Raw genomic sequence first — 14,755 nt, forward strand, 5'->3', positions numbered from 1 at the left:
ACTCGGCCGACACAAGACACTCATACGACCGCTGACAGCTATGCGTCGATGAAGCGCCGCGCCCTCCTCTCGACGGTCGCCTGTTCGGCACTCGGGCTCGCAGCCGGCTGTCTCACCGACTCGGACGAGTCAGTCGAGACCCCAACGAACCCACGGACGACCACGACAACGACCGACTCGACGGCCGATTCGACGACCGAGACGAACACGTCGGGACCGAAGCCGAACCCCGGCGTCGGCCTCTCAGTCGTCAACGAGGACGACGAACCGCACACGCTGTCGGTCCGAGTGACCGACGGCGACGAGACACACTTCGACGGGTCGCTCGACGTCGGGGCCGGACCCGGATACGGCCGGAACGTCGCGAACGACCTCGTCGGCGACGGCAGCTACCGCGTCGTCACGGAACTCGAAACGGGGACGATGCTCGACTACGGGTGGACGGTCACGAACGAGGCGCGCCGCCTCGAACTCGTCGTCACGTCCGACGCCGACCTCGAAGCGCGGCAGCGCGTGACGCCGGTACTCGACGACGCCGACCTCCCGTACACCGTTCCGGGCGCGGCGGACATCTTCGCGCCGCCGGGGGCGACGATTCGGAACCGGAGCGACGCCGACACTCGGCTCACCGTCGCCATCGACCACGACGGGGGGCGCGTTTTCGAACGCACCTTCGACGCGGCGACCGACCGCGAGGTTTCGACGCCGCCGCTCGTGGCGTCCCACGGGACCTACGAGGTCGTCGTGGAGACCGAAGACGGCCGCACCGCGACCCACGAGTGGGACATCCCGGAGAAATGGGGGTGGCCGACCCTCGCGGTGCTCGTCGCGGCAGATGGCTCGCTCCGGGTCGGCTCCGGTTGGCCCAAGACGGTCTCGGTTCACGTCGAAAACGAGAGCGAGGCGGAGCGCGACCTGACGCTGACGCTCGTTCGGCCCGACGGCGCGGGCGCCGACAGTGACGACGTGGATGGGACTCGCTCTGGTGACGCGGTCGTCTCGGAGACGGCCCGGACTGTCCCGCCCGGCGAGTCGACCGTCGGATTCGGGGTCCCTATCGGCGACGTGTACGAACTCACTATCGAAACGGCCACGGCGTCCGAAACAGTCGCCTACGCGGCGTGCTACTGCTGGAACACGAACACGACGGTGACGCTCAGTGGGAGTTCAGGCGGTGACGGTGGCGGCGACGGGGACGAAGGCGGCGACGGTGACGGTGGAGATTCCGGTCTCTCAGTCGAGTCGTTCCAGTACGTCTGCGAATGAGCGCCGAAAAAGAGCGTGGCCCGCCGAGACGGACTAGCCGCCGAGGAAGTCCTGTCGGACCTGCTCGTCGTCGAGGAGCGCCGTCCCGGAGTCCATGTAGCGGTTCTGTCCGTTGGCGAGGACGTAGCCGCGGTCACAGCGCCGGAGCGCCTCCTTGGCGTTCTGTTCGACCATCAGGATGGCCGTGCCGGCCTCGTTGATTTCGTCGATTTTGTCGAACATCTCCTCGACGAGGTCGGGCGCGAGCCCCGCCGACGGCTCGTCTAAGAGCAGGAGGTCGGGGTCGAGCATGAGCGCGCGACCCATCGCGAGCATCTGCTGTTGGCCGCCGGACATGGTGCCGGCCTTCTGGTCTTTCCGCTCTCTGAGGATGGGGAACCGCTCGTAGACCGCCTCCATGGCGTCCTGCGGCACCTCGTCGAGGATGTACGCGCCCATCTCGAGGTTCTCTTCGACCGTCAGCGTCGGGAAGATGTTGTCGTTCTGCGGGACGTAGCCGATGCCGACGTGGATGATGTCCTCGGGTCGGCGGCCGGTGATGTCCTCGTCTTTGAACCGGACGGTGCCGCCCATGTGGGCGGTCAGGCCGAAGACGGACTTCATCGTCGTCGATTTGCCGGCCCCGTTCGGTCCGACGATGGTGACGTACTCGCCGTCGAACACGTCCATGTCGACGTCGGTGAGAATCTGGAGGTCGCCGTAGCCGGCGTCGAGGTCGCGGACGCGCAAGAGCACGTCGTCGCGGCCCTCGACGCCCGCGCCGCTCGTCGCGTCGGTGTTGGCGTCGACGCTCATACGTTGCCTCCGAGGTAGGCCTCGATGACCTCTTCGTTGCTCCGAATCTCGTCGGGCGTCCCCTCCGTGAGTACCGAGCCCTGGTGGAGGACGATGACGTGTTCACAGTTGTCCATGATGAGGTCCATGTCGTGTTCGACGAGCAGGAACGTGTAGCCCTGCTCGCGGAGTTCGTGTACGTGTTCGAGCAACTTCTTCTCCAGCGTCGGGTTGACCCCGGCGAACGGCTCGTCCAACAGCAGCATGTCGGGGTCGGTCAGGAGCGCCCGCGCCATCTCGAGCAGTTTGCGCTGCCCGCCGGAGAGGTTGCCCGCGTACTCCTCTGCGATGTGGGCGATGTCGAAGAAGTCGAGCACCTCCCAGACGCGTTCGAGCAGTTCCGCTTCCTGTTCGCGGACGTCGTCGCGGACGCCCGGCATGACCGAGCGCCACAGCGCCTCGCCGCGCTGGTGTTTCGGCGCGAGCATCATGTTTTCGAGGACGGTCATCTCGCTCAGTTCGCGGGCGATTTGGAACGTCCGGACCATCCCGCGGTTGGCGATTTGGTGGGGTTCCTCGCCGGTGATGTCCTCGCCGTTGAACGTGACCGTGCCGGCGTCGGGCTTGAGCATGCCCGTGATGAGGTTGAACGTCGTCGACTTGCCGGCCCCGTTCGGCCCGATAAGTCCCGTGAGCGTTCCGGACTCCACCTCGAAGGTCGCGCCGTCGACGGCGGTGATGCCGCCGAAGGACTTCTCCAGTCCCTCGACCTGAAGCGGGTAGTCGACCGACGTGTCGACGCCGGAGGCGAACGCGCCGAGCGCGCCCTCGTCGACCTTGTTCGCCACGTCTTCGACGGGCTGGTCGGCGGCGTCACTCATCGGTCTCACCTCCTTCGGCCGCGGCGTCGACGCCGCCGTCGGTGCGGACCGAGTCGTCGTCGCCGCCGTCCGCGGCCATCGACTGCGGCCGCGACAGCGGGATGACCGACGCCGTCTCCTTGCGGTAGCCGAGCATCCCCTCCGGCCGGTTGTGCATCAGCCAGATGAGCACGAGGCCCATCACGACCAACTGGAGCTGTCGGATGCTGTCGACCGTGTACAGGAGGAACGGCACGGGGTCGAACTGCGAGATGAGCGGCGAGATGGCCTGTCCGAAGCCGGACGGCGAGTCGAAGTTGGGGAACACCGCCGTCACGAGGTTCTGGAAGTACCGCGGCCCCTGGTAGAGCACCGCGGCGAAGACGGCCCCGCCGAGGACGCTCCCCGTGTTCGAGCCGGCCCCGCCGATGATGAGCGCAATCCAGACGAAGAACGTCACGCGCGGCCGGAAGAAGTTCGGCGTCACCGCGCCCTGCGGGACGAGCCAGAGGATGCCGGCGAGCCCCATGAGCGCGCAGCCGAGCATGAACGACTTGATTTTGAACCGGTCGGTGTTCTTGCCGAGGGCGTTGGCCACGTCCTCGTCCTCGCGGATGGCCTTCAGCACGCGACCGAACGGCGACTCGCCGGTGCGCTTGAGCAGCCAGTAGAACGCCGCGACGAACCCGAGCAGCAACAGCCCGTAGACGAGACCGTCGACGACGGGTTTGGGGTTCGTCGGAATCAGCACTTGTGAGGCGTCGACGAAGCCGAGATAGGCGTTCCAGAGGCCGAGGCCGCGAAGCAGCGCCTCCAGCGGCGGGGCGAAGTCGAGGATGAGCCCCGACCCGCCGCCGAAGCCGACGCGGTTGCCGAACAGCTGGAACTGCTGGAGTTCGCCCGAGAGGAAGCTGAACCGGACGATTTCCGACATGGCGATGGTGACGATGGCCAAGTAGTCGGCCCGCAACCGGAGCGCTGGGAGCGCGACCACGAGTCCCAAGAGCGCGGCCGCGAGCATCCCGGCGAGGATACCGACCCAAAGCGGGAGGCCGAGGCCGCCGACCTGCGCCGCGCCGCCGGCGACGTACGTCGGCTTCGTCACGATTGCCGTGACGTAGACGCCGACGGCCATGAAGCCGACGATGCCGATGTTGAACAGCCCGGTGTACCCCCAATGGAGGTTGAGCGCGAGCGACAGCATGGCGAAGACGCCGATGTAGAACGTCAGCGTCGCGATGGAGTTGAGCTGTCCGCGGAGCGTGTACCCGAGGACGAGCCCCGCAAGGACGTACGCGAGGTACGTCCCGAGGAGAATCAACACGATGAGGCCCGCGTCGCCGCCCGGGATGCGGGCGGTGAAGTCGTCGCGGACGCTCATGCGGTCGCCCTCCCGCTGAACAGCCCGGACGGTTTCACGAGGAGAATGACGATCATGACGACGAAGGCGGCGGCCCGCGAGAACGCCGAGGGAATCCACAGCACCGACATCGACGCCGTCAGCCCGATGACGAGGCCGCCGGCGATGGCCCCGTAGATGGAGCCGATGCCGCCGAGGATGACCGCGGCGAAGATGAGAAGCAACAGCAGCCACCCGTCGTTGAACCCGAGGGTCCCTTTCCAGAGGATGAACATGTAGCCCGCGACGCCGGTCAGTCCGCCGCCGATAATCCACGTCGCGCGGACGACGCGCTCGGTCGAGATGCCGGTGATGAGCGCGAGGTCCTTGTTGTCGGCCATCGCGCGCATCGCCTTGCCGAGTTTCGTCCGCTGTAAGAGCACGTGGACGCCGAGCATCAGCGCCGACGCGACCACGAGGAGCGTGATGTCGTGGGCGTTGATGAACACCGTGCCGTCGATGAAGTACAGCGACAGCGAGGGCGGTTGGGCGGTCGTGCCGCGCACGTCGGAGCCGAAGACGAACTGCATCAGGTAGCGAAGCGCGAACGCGACGCCGACGCTCGTGATGAGAAGCGTGATACCGTCCTCGTTTCGAATCGGTTTGAAGATGGTGCGGTCGACCGCGAGCGACAGCGCGATGGCGAAGCCGCCGGAGACGACGATGCCGGCGACGACCGCGAGCGGCGTCGAGAGCATCCCGATGCCGAGCGTCCCGCCGTAGACCGACCCCCCGGCCCCGACGAGCAGGAGCGCGCCGATATCGGCGCGTCCCAACCCGGCGATGAGGTACGTCGTCGCCCACCCCGAGAACGCCCCGGCCGTGATGTAGTCGCCGTGGGAGAAGTTAGCGAAGTTTAGAATGCTGTACGTCATCGACAACCCGATGCCCGCGAGGCCGATTACGAGCCCCCGCATCAGACCATCCCAGACGAGCGTGCCAATGTCGGCAAACTGCGTCTGCCCCGTTGCTAACCCGCGAAGTAAGTCACCGAGTAGTACGACTACGATGACCGCCAAGACGAGCGCGAACGGACGCTCGATGGCGAACCGCCTTCCACGGGAGTAGGTTTCGGCAATACCCATTGATAACTATCCTCATGATATGTGCGGACGATAAACATAGATAAATCTTTCTTCATCGGTCGTCTTTACTGACCCCGCTTGACACCCCGCAGGACCTCGATTACTCGAATTCGGTCCGAATCGTCGACACTTAAAAGCGGGTAGAGTCCCGACAGGGACCATGCGCGTCAGTTCGGCGGCGTTTTCCGAGCTCGACGACCTCGTCGAGCTGTGGGTCGAACTCGCCGCGGACCAGCGGGCGTCCGGCTCGCACCTCCGAGCCGAGGCCAACCGAACACCGATACGGGAGGCGCTGGCTCGACACGTCGCCGCCGACGGCGTCCTCGTCGCCCGCGAGGGCGATGTGAGCAATGGCGGCACGGAGGTCGGAAGCAGCGCAGAGGACGCGGACGCCGACGGCCTCGTCGGGTTCGTCATGTTCGACATCGAGGCGGGAGCGTACGAACAGGACGCGACTCGCGGAATGGTTCGGAATCTGTTCGTCCGCCCGGCGTACCGAGACGCCGGCGTCGGAACGCGGTTGCTGGCGGCGGCGGAGGACGCGCTGGCCGACGCCGGCGTCGACGCCGTCGCGTTGGACGTGCTGGCGGACAACGAGGCCGCCCGTCGGTTCTACCGGCGACACGGCTATCGGCCCCACCGCGTCGAACTGGAGAAATCGATGCGAAGCGATACACACTCAAAGGAGGACGGGTAATCGACAGACGCGCCAGGAGAGCATGGGCGGTTCATGCACTCGACTTGTAATCGAGACTTCGTGGGTTCAAATCCCACTCCTGGCTCTCGCCGTTTACTCACGTTTTCCGGACCGTCGTCAGTTCCGTCGAGTGGGAGACCGAACCCGGATGAGGAGCAACGACCCCGGAACGCCGAGGACGAGCGCGCGGAACGGGTTATGCTTGATGATAACGTCGGGATCGAGCGGCTCCGACTGGAGGTCGGTGATTCGGATACACGAGTAGTAGACCGTGACGTGGGTCAGCACGTACGCGAACGCCGCGGGGACGACGACCGGATACCGAATCCCGCCCATCGCCAGCCCCTCGAACGCGAGGGCCGTGAGCGCCGAGATGAAAAGCAGATTGCCCAGTTGGAGCGTGACGCCGGTCAGCGCCGTTATCGCGGTGTCGAACAGCGACGCGCCGTAGGGCGTGTACGTGAGCGCAGTGACGACTGCCACCGCTCCGAGAAAGAGCCCGGCGAACAACCCAGACAGCGCGTACACGAACTCCATTGGGGGACCGTTAGGGGACCGACGGGTGCGAGGAATTTAGTTCTACCCCCCTCGTTATCGCGGCCGAAAATTAGACAACACCGCCGAGAGCGACGGGCCGCGGCGTCGAGACGGAATTTTATCTTTATCGGGAACGTCATGTTCGGTATGAACGGCTCCGACCAATTCATGCTCGCCGTGTCGCTTCTCATCTTCGCGCTCCTCGTCGCCGGCCTGCTTCTCGCACTCGTATAGGGAGAAAACTTATGTGATATTCATGGAGGATACTAGCTACCATGCCGGAATGTCAGAACTGTGGTTCGTTCGTGACGCCCGCATACGCCCGAGTATTCACTCCCGATGGCATGGAGAACCCGCGCGTTTGCCCGAACTGCGAGGATATGGTCCGCGACGGCGCGCAGGTGCGGGCGGCGCGCTCACCGAGAAATCACTGACTCGCCGGGCCGTCACTGAGCGACGTGGTAGTGTTCGGCGTCCTGTCGGACGAAGCCGCGCTTCGAGAGCGTGCTGAGGATGCTGTAAAGGGCGATTTTCTTCATCTCCAACCCGTTCTGCAAGTCGGAGATGGACGCGCCGTCGTGCGTGGTGAGATAGAGGTACACGAGCTTGGCCGAGGGCGATTCGAGTTCGCCGGGGACTTCGATGGTCGGAACCGTCTGTTGCATGGTCGTTGTCATCCTCTTTGCTTCGACGATAATAAAACTCTCTTACAACAATCGTCGAAGTTCGGTGGTCGGGAGTGAGGCCGCGAACGTCACGAATTCTGGAGAATCGTCGCATCCATCACGAACGTATATCCGATTCGCTGCGGCGTTCGACGGCGCTAACTTCGACTGTCGTCGAAGGACGCTCGTCTCGGGTTCTCGGAGGACGCCGTCCCGAAGCGACGGAAGGGGCGGGAGTCGAACCACGCGAAGCCATTGAAAACCACCGGACCGACCGCGAGGGCCTGTGCCGGTGTGCTCTACCACTGAGCCACCCTTCCGGTCGCGCGTAGGGGTCGAGCGGGCAAATAGGCGTTGGTGGATTCGGCCGAAGCCCTCGGCTGTGGGGCGTTGGGTTCCATGCGATGCACCGCTCGAAAGCGGCGACGAAAGAGATTGGTCGCGACTCGGACGGGGCGCAGTCGGGTCAGTAGCTCCGCGTCTTCGGCTCGTACGTCTTGTTCTCGCCTTCGAGGATGACCGGCTTGTACCAGAGTTCCGGGCGGCCGTCGTTCCACGAGAGCATCGTGTGCTTGAGCCACTCCTCGTCGCGGCGCTCTTGGTACTCCTTGCGCCAGTGGGCTCCGCGGAACTCGTTGCGCGCGAGTGCGCCGAGCGTGATGGCTTCCGCGATGTCGAGGATGTTGCGCATCTCCAGCGTCTGGAGGAGGTCCGTGTTGAACGTCCGCGACTTGTCGCCCACGAACACCTGCTGGTAGAGTTCGCGCGCCTCGCGGATGTCGCGGAGCGCGTCCTTGAGGGCCGACTCCTCGCGGAAGACGTTCACGTTGCGCGTCATCGACTTCTGGACGCGCTCGCGAATCTCGGCCTGCTGGATGCCGTCTTCGCGCTCCAGGAGGGTGTCGATGGTCTCGCGCTCGTCTTCGACGGCGCGCTGGACGAGGTCGGCCCCGGAGACGGACGCGCCGGCGTCCGCCGCCGTCCCGCCGTCCGCGACGGCGTCTTCACCGATACCGGCTTCACCGAGTTCGACCGGCGAATCGACTTCACCGAGTTCGTACTCGCCTTCCTTGCCGGTCGTGATTTGGGCCTCCTCCATGTCCTTGCCCGCGGCGTGGTGGCCGGCGCGCTTGCCGAAGACGATGAGTTCGGGGAGCGCGTTGCCGCCGAGGCGGTTGCCGCCGTGGACGGAGGCGCAGGCGCACTCGCCGGCCGCGTAGAGGCCGGAGATGCACGTCTCGCCGTTCTCGTCGGTCTCGATGCCGCCCATCGCGTAGTGCTGGCCGGGCTTGACCGGCATCGGCGCTTCGAGGGGGTTGACGCCCTCGAAGTCCTCCGAGAGGTGGACGATGTTCTCGAGGCGGTCGATGATGCGCTCCTCGCCGAGGTGGCGCATATCGAGGTGGACGTACTCGTCTTCGATGCCGCGGCCCTCGTTGACCTCCGTCAGTTCGGCCCGGGAGACCACGTCGCGGGAGGCGAGTTCGCCGAGGTTGTTCGCGTAGCCGTACTCGAACATGAAGCGCTCGCCGTTTTCGTTGTAGAGGATACCGCCCTCGCCGCGGACGCCCTCGGTGATGAGGACGCCCGTCGAGGGGAGCGTCGTCGGGTGGAACTGGATGAACTCCATGTCCTCCATCGGCGCGCCCGCGCGGTAGGCCATTGCGACGCCGTCGCCGGTGTTGGCGACCGCGTTCGTCGTGTGGTCGTAGACCTGTCCGAGACCGCCGGTGGCGAGGATGACGCCGTTGCGGGCGCGGAAGCCCTCGACCTGGCCGGTCTGGACGTCGTAGGCGACGATGCCGTGACAGGTTCGGTCCTCCGGCTTCTCCTCGTCGGTGACGGCCAGTCGGGTGACGTGCCACTCGTCGTACACCTTGATGCCGCGCTTGACGAGCTGCTCGTACATCGTGTGGAGCAGCTGGTGGCCCGTCTCCGCGCCCGCGTAGGTGGTCCGCGGGAACGAGAGCCCGCCGAACGGTCGCTGGCTGACGCGACCGTCGTCGTCGCGGGAGAACGCCATTCCCCAGTGTTCGAGCTGGATGGTCTCTTTCGGGCTGTCCTTACAGAGGGTCTCGGCCGCCGGCGCGTCGGCCAGATAGTCCGAGCCCTTCATCGTGTCGTACGCGTGGTCCTCCCACGAGTCGCCTTCGCGGAGCGCGGCGTTGATGCCGCCCTCCGCCGCGCCCGTGTGACTTCGGACCGGATGGAGCTTCGACACGATGGCCACGTCGGCCCCTTCCTCGTGTGCCGCAATCGCCGCGCGCAGGCCCGCCCCGCCCGCGCCGACTACGATAACGTCGTGTTCGTACATGGTGTGTTTGGGTGTGTCGTAGGGTTGGTCGAACTTCAGGGTTTCACCGGGAAGTTCACCAGAACTTCAGGTTGTTCTTAATCGCCTCGCGCTTGAGCTCCTGGATGTGCTCCGTGAGGGGGATGTCCTTCGGGCACACCTCGGTACAGGAGAACTGGGTCTGACAGCGCCAGACGCCGTGTTCCTGTTCGAGGATTTCGAGGCGGCGCTGCTTCATGTCCTCGCCTTCGCGTTCGTCCATGGCGAAGCGGTAGGCCTTGTTGATGGCCGCGGGACCGAGATACTCGTTGTCGCCGGCGGCGATGTTACACGAGGACATACACGCGCTACACCAGATGCAGCGGGTGGACATCTTGACCTTCTCGCGGTTCTCGCGCGTCTGGCGCTGCTCGTCGAGTTCGCCGTCCGGAAGCGAGTTCGTCTGGAAGTACGGCTCGACCGACTCCATCTGGTCGTAGAAGTGCTCCATGTCGACGACGAGGTCTTTGACCACGTCGGAGTGCGGGAGCGGTTCGACCCGAATCGGCTCCGAGAGGTCCGACAGTTGGGTCTTACAGCCGAGTCGCTGCGACCCGTTGACGAACAGCGCGTCGGACCCACAGATTGCCTGCCGGCAGGAGTGCCGGAAGGTAAGCGAGGAGTCGTAGTGGTCCCGTGCCCACATGAGCGCGTCGAGAATCGTCATGCCCTGTTTGTACGGGACGTGGAAGTCGTCGAAGCGGGGCTCCTGTTTCTCCGGCACCTCGGGGTCGTAGCGGAAGACCTTGAGGTGGTAGGTGTCGTCCGCGGAGCGCGCTTTCTCGGCCGCCTCGGCCTCGCGCTGCTCTTGGACGCGCTCGGCGCGCTCGCGCTTTTTGGCGTCGCGCTTCTGCTTGCCGGCGGACGCCGTCTCCGTGGCCGATTCCTCCTCGACAGTTTCGGGAACTTGCGTGCTCATTAGATGGGAACACCTCCGGCCCACTCGAGGGCCGTGCGGACGCCCTGCACGATGAGCAGGACGCTCGCGAGACCGAGAATCGCCTTGACCGCCGTCTTCCGGGTTCCAGAGAGACCCTGGTTGACGAGGGCGTTGTAGACGCCGTTGACCCCGTGGAACGTCGCGGTGACGAGGAACAGGATCATCAGCGAGAAGTACGTCAGCTGCTCCATGCGCGCCTGCGAGAGGGCGAACGTCACTTCGTCGGCGTGGTTGACGAAGTGGAGCAGGAAGAAGTGGAACGCCAGCACCACGACGAGGAAGGCGGCGGTCAGCCGCTGCCAGAGCCACCGCCGGCCGCCGGGCTCGAAGGACGTGTATCGTTCTGCCATTAGATGCTCACCCCCGAGAGGAACGTGGGGACGCTCGCAACGACGATGACACCCGTGAGGATGAGCGACGCGTAGAAGCTCTTGTCCTGTGCTTCCAGCCCGACGCCCAGGTCGACGAACAGCAGCCGCAGTCCGTTGAGGATGTGGAACACCGCCACCGCGAGCAGCCCGACTTCGAGAATACGCACGACCAGGAGGCTCTCCAGCGCCTGAATCGTGTTCGTGTACGCCGTCGCGCCCGAGAGGGCCGTCGACAACACGGCGATGTGGGTGAAGAGATAGCCCACAAGCACCCAGCCGGTGAACTTGTGGAATATCCAGGCCCACATGCCGGCCGAGAACTCCCGCCATCTGCTGAAGTCCTCGATGAGGCCCCGATTGTAAGACTGACTCATGCTCTTGTGAGTGTCGGGAAGGGGAGGGTATAGAACTTACGTGTATGGAGTTTCGTGAGGGTCGGCAAAAATCGCCGCCCCCGGGCGTCTCGGGTCGAGCCGAACGGTCTCAGCGCGTCGTTTCGGGGGAGCCGGACTGCTCGCGCTCGACGACGCGCCGCACCTTGTCTTTGAGTTCGACGAGGTGGCAAAGCGGGTTGCCGGGGTAGACGACCGGGTTTTCGAGGACGCCGACGAGCAGGCCCGTGAAGGGGGCGACGACCGTCACGTTGTCGTCCTTGAACGGGTTCGTAATCGTGCAGATGCGGTCGCCCTCGTGGACGAGCGCGCCGCGGTCGTGGTGCATGTCGACGATGCCGCCCGCGTCGGCGCGGAGCCACGTCTTCTCGTTTTCGTCGGAGATGACGGTGCGCCAGCCCGGCCAGTTGACCGTCGAGGTTCCTCGGAGGCCGTACTCGGCGAAGACGCTCTCGACGCCCGCCAGCGCCTCGTCGATGAGTTCGCGCTGGAAGCGGTGGGCCTCGCCCATCTCGACGGTGATGGCCGGCGTCCCGTTCGCGGACGACTCGGTTCGGAGCATCCCGCTGGACCCGGAGCTGTCGATGATGACGTGCGAGCCGAAGGCGTTGGCGAGGCGCGCGACCGCGGGGTCGGACATATCGGCGCGGACGTGGAGCATGTTGGTCCGCCCCCGCGTCGAGGTATGGAAGTCGATGCCGAGGTCGCAGGGCGCGATGAAGTTCTGGTAGATGCGGTGGGCCATCCGCTTGGCCCCCGTCGAGGTCTCGGAGCCCGGAAACGACCGGTTCAGGTCGCGGTCGTAGATGGGGAGATACCGCTGTTGGGCGAGAAAGGCCGGGACGTTCATCACCGGCATGCAGACGAGCGTGCCCGCGAGGTCCGCGAGGTCCCACTCGTAGGCCACCTCGCGGACGACCTCGATACCGTTCAGTTCGTCGCCGTGGGCGGCGGCGGAGAGGAACACGGTCGGCCCCGGCTGCTCCCCGTTGATGATGGTGACGGGGATGCGAACCGGGTCCCCGAGATACGTCTCGGAGATGCCGTACCGGATGTCCTGTGTCTCGCCCGGCTCGACCTTCCCGCCGTTGTAGGTGAAGGCCTCGTTGTCGGCCATGTGATGCGATGGGAGGGCCGGGGTTATAAACGGTCGCGACGGACCGCCCGACGCCGTCCTCGCGGCTGCGAACCGAAGGCCTCCAACTCTCGACCGTCATGTCTTTGAAACCGGGAGGATATCAACTGAGTATGTCCACCACAGACGACGCCGTGCGTGTCGGCGTGCTTTCTCTGCACAACAGTAAGGAGACGAAGGCAATCCTCAATGCGGTCGAAGACCTCGGTCACGAGCCGGTGTGGCTCCGTCGAGAGAACGCGGCGGTCAGCATCGAAGACGGCGAGGTGACAGTCGAGCCTGAGGTGGACATCATCGCGAACCGACTGCTCCTGTCGAACACCGAGGAACCCGCCGAACTGCTCGGGCTGGCGACGACGTTCAACCGCATCCGACCGATGCTCAACGAGCCGGACGCGGTTCTCGCGGCCATCCACAAGTTCGCCACGGCCGCGACGCTCGCCAACTGGAACATCCAGGTACCCGACGCGCTGCTCGCGCTCTCGAACGACCGGCTCAACAAGGGCCGCGAACGCTTCGGCGACGTGGGCGTCTACAAGTCCGCCATCGGCACCCACGGCGGCGGGACGTGGAAGGTCGACCTGACAGAGCCCGTCAACCCGAAGGTCGGCAACCGGCAGGCGTTCCTCCAGAAGCTCATCGACCGCGACGGCGACCGCCACCGCGACCTGCGCGTGTACATCGTCGACGGCGACATCGTCGGCGCGATGTACCGCTACGCCCCGGAGGGCGACTGGCGGACCAACGTCGCCCTCGGCGGCGACGTGCTCGACGCGACCGACGAGATGCCCGATGAGGCCAAGGAGACGGCGCTCTACGCTGCCGAAGTGATGGAGATGGACTACGTCGGCGTCGACCTCGTCGAGGGCGACGACGGCTGGTTCGTCCTCGAAGCCAACCCGACGGCCGGCTTCAAGGGCCTCTATCAGGCGACGGGCAAGAGCCCCGCGCCGCACATCGCGAAGCTCGCAATCGAGCGCGCGGGCGGCGAGGTCGACGAGACGCGCGTCGAGGAGCTGTCGGCGACGCTCGACGACTCCGTCCCCTCGTGTGCCCCCAACGAGTCGCCCATCATCGACGGCGAAGCGCCCCTCATCGGCTACATCGAGGAGGTCGTCGTCAACGGGACCAGCGGCTCCCAGCAGACCCTCGCGAAGTCCGACACCGGCGCGACCCGGACGAGCATCGACACGAGCCTCGCCGCCGAAATCGGCGCGGGGCCCATCAAGAGCATGACGCGCGTGAAGTCCGGGAGCCTCAAGAGCGGGAAGGCCCGCCCCGTAGTCGACCTCGTCATCGGTATCGGCGGCACCCAGCACACCGTGACCGCCAGCGTCGAGGACCGCTCGCACATGGACTACCCGCTGCTGCTCGGCCGCGACATCCTCGAACACTACCGCGTCGACGTGCGCCGCCGCGCCAACGCCGACCGAAACGACAGCGACGACGAGGAAGAAGAGCTCCTCGAAGAGTAAGTCGGCCCGCCACACCGGGCCACCAGCGCGGTCACCGCCGTCGAACGACGGGCGACCGCATCCGAGCACCCGAGACACGCGCACTTTTCTCCCCGACGACCCAACCACGAGTCGATGAGCGACGACGCCTACCGCGAACTCCGTGCGGACCCGCACCTCGGCGATGTGGTCGACGAACACGGCCCGCTCTCGCTCGACCCCGCCGACGACCCCTTCGAGCGACTGGTCGTCTCGATTGTCAACCAACAGCTCTCGACGACCGCGGCGGCGACGATTCGGGACCGCCTGTTCGACCGCGTCGAGGTCACGCCCGAGGGGATACTGGCCGCCGACGAGGACGTCCTGCGCGACTGCGGCCTCTCGAACCAGAAGGTCGGCTACGTCCGCAACGTCGCCGACGCGTTCCGAGACGGCCTGTCGGCCGAGTCGTTACGAGAGATGGACGACGGCGAGGTCGTCTCGGCGCTCACCGAGATTCGCGGCGTCGGTGACTGGACCGCCAAGATGTTCCTCATCTTCGTGCTCGCCCGCGAGGACGTGTTCCCGGTCGAGGACCTCGGGATTCGTCGCGGGATGGAACACGTCTTCGGGTTCGAACAGGACGCCGTCTCCCGCGGCGAGATGCGCGAGCGCGCCGAGCGATGGGCACCCTATCGAAGCTACGCCAGTCGGTATCTCTGGCGGTGCGTGGACTAACTTCGACAGGGTGGAAACGGAGTCTAGTCCGAGTAATCGATAGACTGCACCCACGTAGACCGCCAATCGAATAAACACAATCTGAGTTTACATTTCACGCGAGGGAAACGTTGAAACCGCGACGCAGTGTA

General features: G+C 65.6%; 15 protein-coding genes and 2 tRNA genes. 5 read left to right on the forward strand and 12 right to left on the reverse strand.

The genetic code is table 11. From position 1 onward, the window contains the following. The first annotated feature begins 48 nt into the window (after nucleotides 1–48). Entirely contained in the window at nucleotides 49–1,266 is a 1,218-nt protein-coding gene (locus E4P24_RS14170) for a hypothetical protein (RefSeq protein WP_188148613.1), read from the forward strand. A gap of 33 nt (nucleotides 1,267–1,299) precedes the next feature. On the opposite strand, the gene E4P24_RS14175 is transcribed toward E4P24_RS14170, so the two are convergent. The 4 genes from E4P24_RS14175 to E4P24_RS14190 are packed head-to-tail and all read right to left on the reverse strand — an operon-like array spanning nucleotide 1,300 to nucleotide 5,216. Further along, the gene (locus tag E4P24_RS14175) at nucleotides 1,300–2,061 is read right to left on the reverse strand and encodes an ABC transporter ATP-binding protein (protein ID WP_006601538.1); all 762 of its coding nucleotides are present in this window, start codon (nucleotides 2,059–2,061) and stop codon (nucleotides 1,300–1,302) included. Then, nucleotides 2,058–2,921, reverse strand: a complete 864-nt coding sequence (locus E4P24_RS14180) for an ABC transporter ATP-binding protein (RefSeq protein WP_004061310.1) — start codon at nucleotides 2,919–2,921, stop codon at nucleotides 2,058–2,060. The genes E4P24_RS14175 and E4P24_RS14180 overlap by 4 nt, the downstream gene beginning before the upstream one ends. Then, a complete protein-coding gene (locus E4P24_RS14185; RefSeq protein ID WP_004061309.1) occupies nucleotides 2,914–4,281 on the reverse strand; it encodes a branched-chain amino acid ABC transporter permease in 1,368 nt (455 codons plus the stop codon). The genes E4P24_RS14180 and E4P24_RS14185 overlap by 8 nt, the downstream gene beginning before the upstream one ends. Continuing rightward, the gene (locus tag E4P24_RS14190) at nucleotides 4,278–5,216 is read right to left on the reverse strand and encodes a branched-chain amino acid ABC transporter permease (RefSeq protein WP_004061308.1); all 939 of its coding nucleotides are present in this window, start codon (nucleotides 5,214–5,216) and stop codon (nucleotides 4,278–4,280) included. The genes E4P24_RS14185 and E4P24_RS14190 overlap by 4 nt, the downstream gene beginning before the upstream one ends. 328 nt (nucleotides 5,217–5,544) lie before the next feature. On the opposite strand from E4P24_RS14190, the gene E4P24_RS14195 reads away from it, so the two are divergent. Further along, entirely contained in the window at nucleotides 5,545–6,081 is a 537-nt protein-coding gene (locus E4P24_RS14195; RefSeq protein ID WP_004043047.1) for an N-acetyltransferase, read from the forward strand. A gap of 11 nt (nucleotides 6,082–6,092) precedes the next feature. After that, nucleotides 6,093–6,166: transfer RNA gene (locus E4P24_RS14200), tRNA-Thr, on the forward strand. Nucleotides 6,167–6,198: 32 nt separating this feature from the next. Here the strand turns inward: E4P24_RS14200 and E4P24_RS14205 are convergent. The 8 genes from E4P24_RS14205 to E4P24_RS14240 all read right to left on the reverse strand — a co-directional run bounded on the left by E4P24_RS14205 (nucleotide 6,199) and on the right by E4P24_RS14240 (nucleotide 12,435). Further along, the gene (locus E4P24_RS14205; RefSeq protein ID WP_004061307.1) at nucleotides 6,199–6,618 is read right to left on the reverse strand and encodes a hypothetical protein; all 420 of its coding nucleotides are present in this window, start codon (nucleotides 6,616–6,618) and stop codon (nucleotides 6,199–6,201) included. Nucleotides 6,619–7,064: 446 nt separating this feature from the next. Further along, nucleotides 7,065–7,283 carry a helix-turn-helix domain-containing protein gene (locus E4P24_RS14210; RefSeq protein ID WP_004043049.1) on the reverse strand — a complete coding sequence of 73 codons (219 nt, stop codon included), beginning with the start codon at nucleotides 7,281–7,283 and terminating at the stop codon, nucleotides 7,065–7,067. Nucleotides 7,284–7,505: 222 nt separating this feature from the next. Further along, a tRNA-OTHER gene (locus E4P24_RS14215) sits at nucleotides 7,506–7,603 on the reverse strand. 146 nt (nucleotides 7,604–7,749) lie between these two features. Further along, nucleotides 7,750–9,597: an FAD-binding protein gene (locus E4P24_RS14220; protein WP_115802780.1), complete on the reverse strand. Its 1,848-nt coding sequence runs from the start codon at nucleotides 9,595–9,597 to the stop codon at nucleotides 7,750–7,752. Between the two features lie 55 nt (nucleotides 9,598–9,652). Further along, nucleotides 9,653–10,534 carry a succinate dehydrogenase/fumarate reductase iron-sulfur subunit gene (locus E4P24_RS14225; RefSeq protein ID WP_004061303.1) on the reverse strand — a complete coding sequence of 294 codons (882 nt, stop codon included), beginning with the start codon at nucleotides 10,532–10,534 and terminating at the stop codon, nucleotides 9,653–9,655. After that, nucleotides 10,534–10,905 carry a succinate dehydrogenase hydrophobic membrane anchor subunit gene (locus tag E4P24_RS14230; protein ID WP_004043052.1) on the reverse strand — a complete coding sequence of 124 codons (372 nt, stop codon included), beginning with the start codon at nucleotides 10,903–10,905 and terminating at the stop codon, nucleotides 10,534–10,536. Before E4P24_RS14230 ends, E4P24_RS14225 begins: the two co-directional genes overlap by 1 nt. Then, the gene (gene sdhC, locus E4P24_RS14235; protein ID WP_004043053.1) at nucleotides 10,905–11,300 is read right to left on the reverse strand and encodes a succinate dehydrogenase, cytochrome b556 subunit; all 396 of its coding nucleotides are present in this window, start codon (nucleotides 11,298–11,300) and stop codon (nucleotides 10,905–10,907) included. Before sdhC ends, E4P24_RS14230 begins: the two co-directional genes overlap by 1 nt. Nucleotides 11,301–11,409: 109 nt before the next feature. Then, complete coding sequence (locus E4P24_RS14240) at nucleotides 11,410–12,435, reverse strand: succinylglutamate desuccinylase/aspartoacylase family protein (protein WP_004061300.1); 1,026 nt, start codon at nucleotides 12,433–12,435, stop codon at nucleotides 11,410–11,412. 131 nt (nucleotides 12,436–12,566) lie between these two features. Between E4P24_RS14240 and E4P24_RS14245 the strand changes: the two genes are divergently transcribed. Both E4P24_RS14245 and E4P24_RS14250 read left to right on the forward strand, forming a co-directional pair. Then, nucleotides 12,567–13,928: a RimK/LysX family protein gene (locus E4P24_RS14245; protein WP_004061299.1), complete on the forward strand. Its 1,362-nt coding sequence runs from the start codon at nucleotides 12,567–12,569 to the stop codon at nucleotides 13,926–13,928. A gap of 114 nt (nucleotides 13,929–14,042) precedes the next feature. Beyond that, nucleotides 14,043–14,624, forward strand: coding sequence for a DNA-3-methyladenine glycosylase (locus tag E4P24_RS14250; RefSeq protein WP_163489559.1), 582 nt, complete (start codon nucleotides 14,043–14,045; stop codon nucleotides 14,622–14,624). The last annotated feature ends 131 nt before the right edge of the window (nucleotides 14,625–14,755 follow it).

It is taken from the genome of Haloferax sp. AS1 (assembly GCF_014530665.1).
Lineage (GTDB): Archaea > Halobacteriota > Halobacteria > Halobacteriales > Haloferacaceae > Haloferax > Haloferax volcanii.

What these genes read in the sequence shown, in the direction of transcription:
- E4P24_RS14230 (WP_004043052.1), bottom strand. Translation starts at nt 10,905, where the DNA reads ATGGCAGAACGATACACGTCCTTCGAGCCCGGCGGCCGGCGGTGGCTC.
- E4P24_RS14185 (WP_004061309.1), bottom strand. Translation starts at nt 4,281, where the DNA reads ATGAGCGTCCGCGACGACTTCACCGCCCGCATCCCGGGCGGCGACGCG.
- E4P24_RS14180 (WP_004061310.1), bottom strand. Translation starts at nt 2,921, where the DNA reads ATGAGTGACGCCGCCGACCAGCCCGTCGAAGACGTGGCGAACAAGGTC.
- E4P24_RS14190 (WP_004061308.1), bottom strand. Translation starts at nt 5,216, where the DNA reads ATGCGGGGGCTCGTAATCGGCCTCGCGGGCATCGGGTTGTCGATGACG.
- E4P24_RS14175 (WP_006601538.1), bottom strand. Translation starts at nt 2,061, where the DNA reads ATGAGCGTCGACGCCAACACCGACGCGACGAGCGGCGCGGGCGTCGAG.
- E4P24_RS14210 (WP_004043049.1), bottom strand. Translation starts at nt 7,283, where the DNA reads ATGCAACAGACGGTTCCGACCATCGAAGTCCCCGGCGAACTCGAATCG.
- E4P24_RS14220 (WP_115802780.1), bottom strand. Translation starts at nt 9,597, where the DNA reads ATGTACGAACACGACGTTATCGTAGTCGGCGCGGGCGGGGCGGGCCTG.
- E4P24_RS14195 (WP_004043047.1), top strand. Translation starts at nt 5,545, where the DNA reads ATGCGCGTCAGTTCGGCGGCGTTTTCCGAGCTCGACGACCTCGTCGAG.
- E4P24_RS14205 (WP_004061307.1), bottom strand. Translation starts at nt 6,618, where the DNA reads ATGGAGTTCGTGTACGCGCTGTCTGGGTTGTTCGCCGGGCTCTTTCTC.
- E4P24_RS14245 (WP_004061299.1), top strand. Translation starts at nt 12,567, where the DNA reads ATGTCCACCACAGACGACGCCGTGCGTGTCGGCGTGCTTTCTCTGCAC.
- E4P24_RS14250 (WP_163489559.1), top strand. Translation starts at nt 14,043, where the DNA reads ATGAGCGACGACGCCTACCGCGAACTCCGTGCGGACCCGCACCTCGGC.
- E4P24_RS14170 (WP_188148613.1), top strand. Translation starts at nt 49, where the DNA reads ATGAAGCGCCGCGCCCTCCTCTCGACGGTCGCCTGTTCGGCACTCGGG.
- E4P24_RS14240 (WP_004061300.1), bottom strand. Translation starts at nt 12,435, where the DNA reads ATGGCCGACAACGAGGCCTTCACCTACAACGGCGGGAAGGTCGAGCCG.
- E4P24_RS14225 (WP_004061303.1), bottom strand. Translation starts at nt 10,534, where the DNA reads ATGAGCACGCAAGTTCCCGAAACTGTCGAGGAGGAATCGGCCACGGAG.
- sdhC (WP_004043053.1), bottom strand. Translation starts at nt 11,300, where the DNA reads ATGAGTCAGTCTTACAATCGGGGCCTCATCGAGGACTTCAGCAGATGG.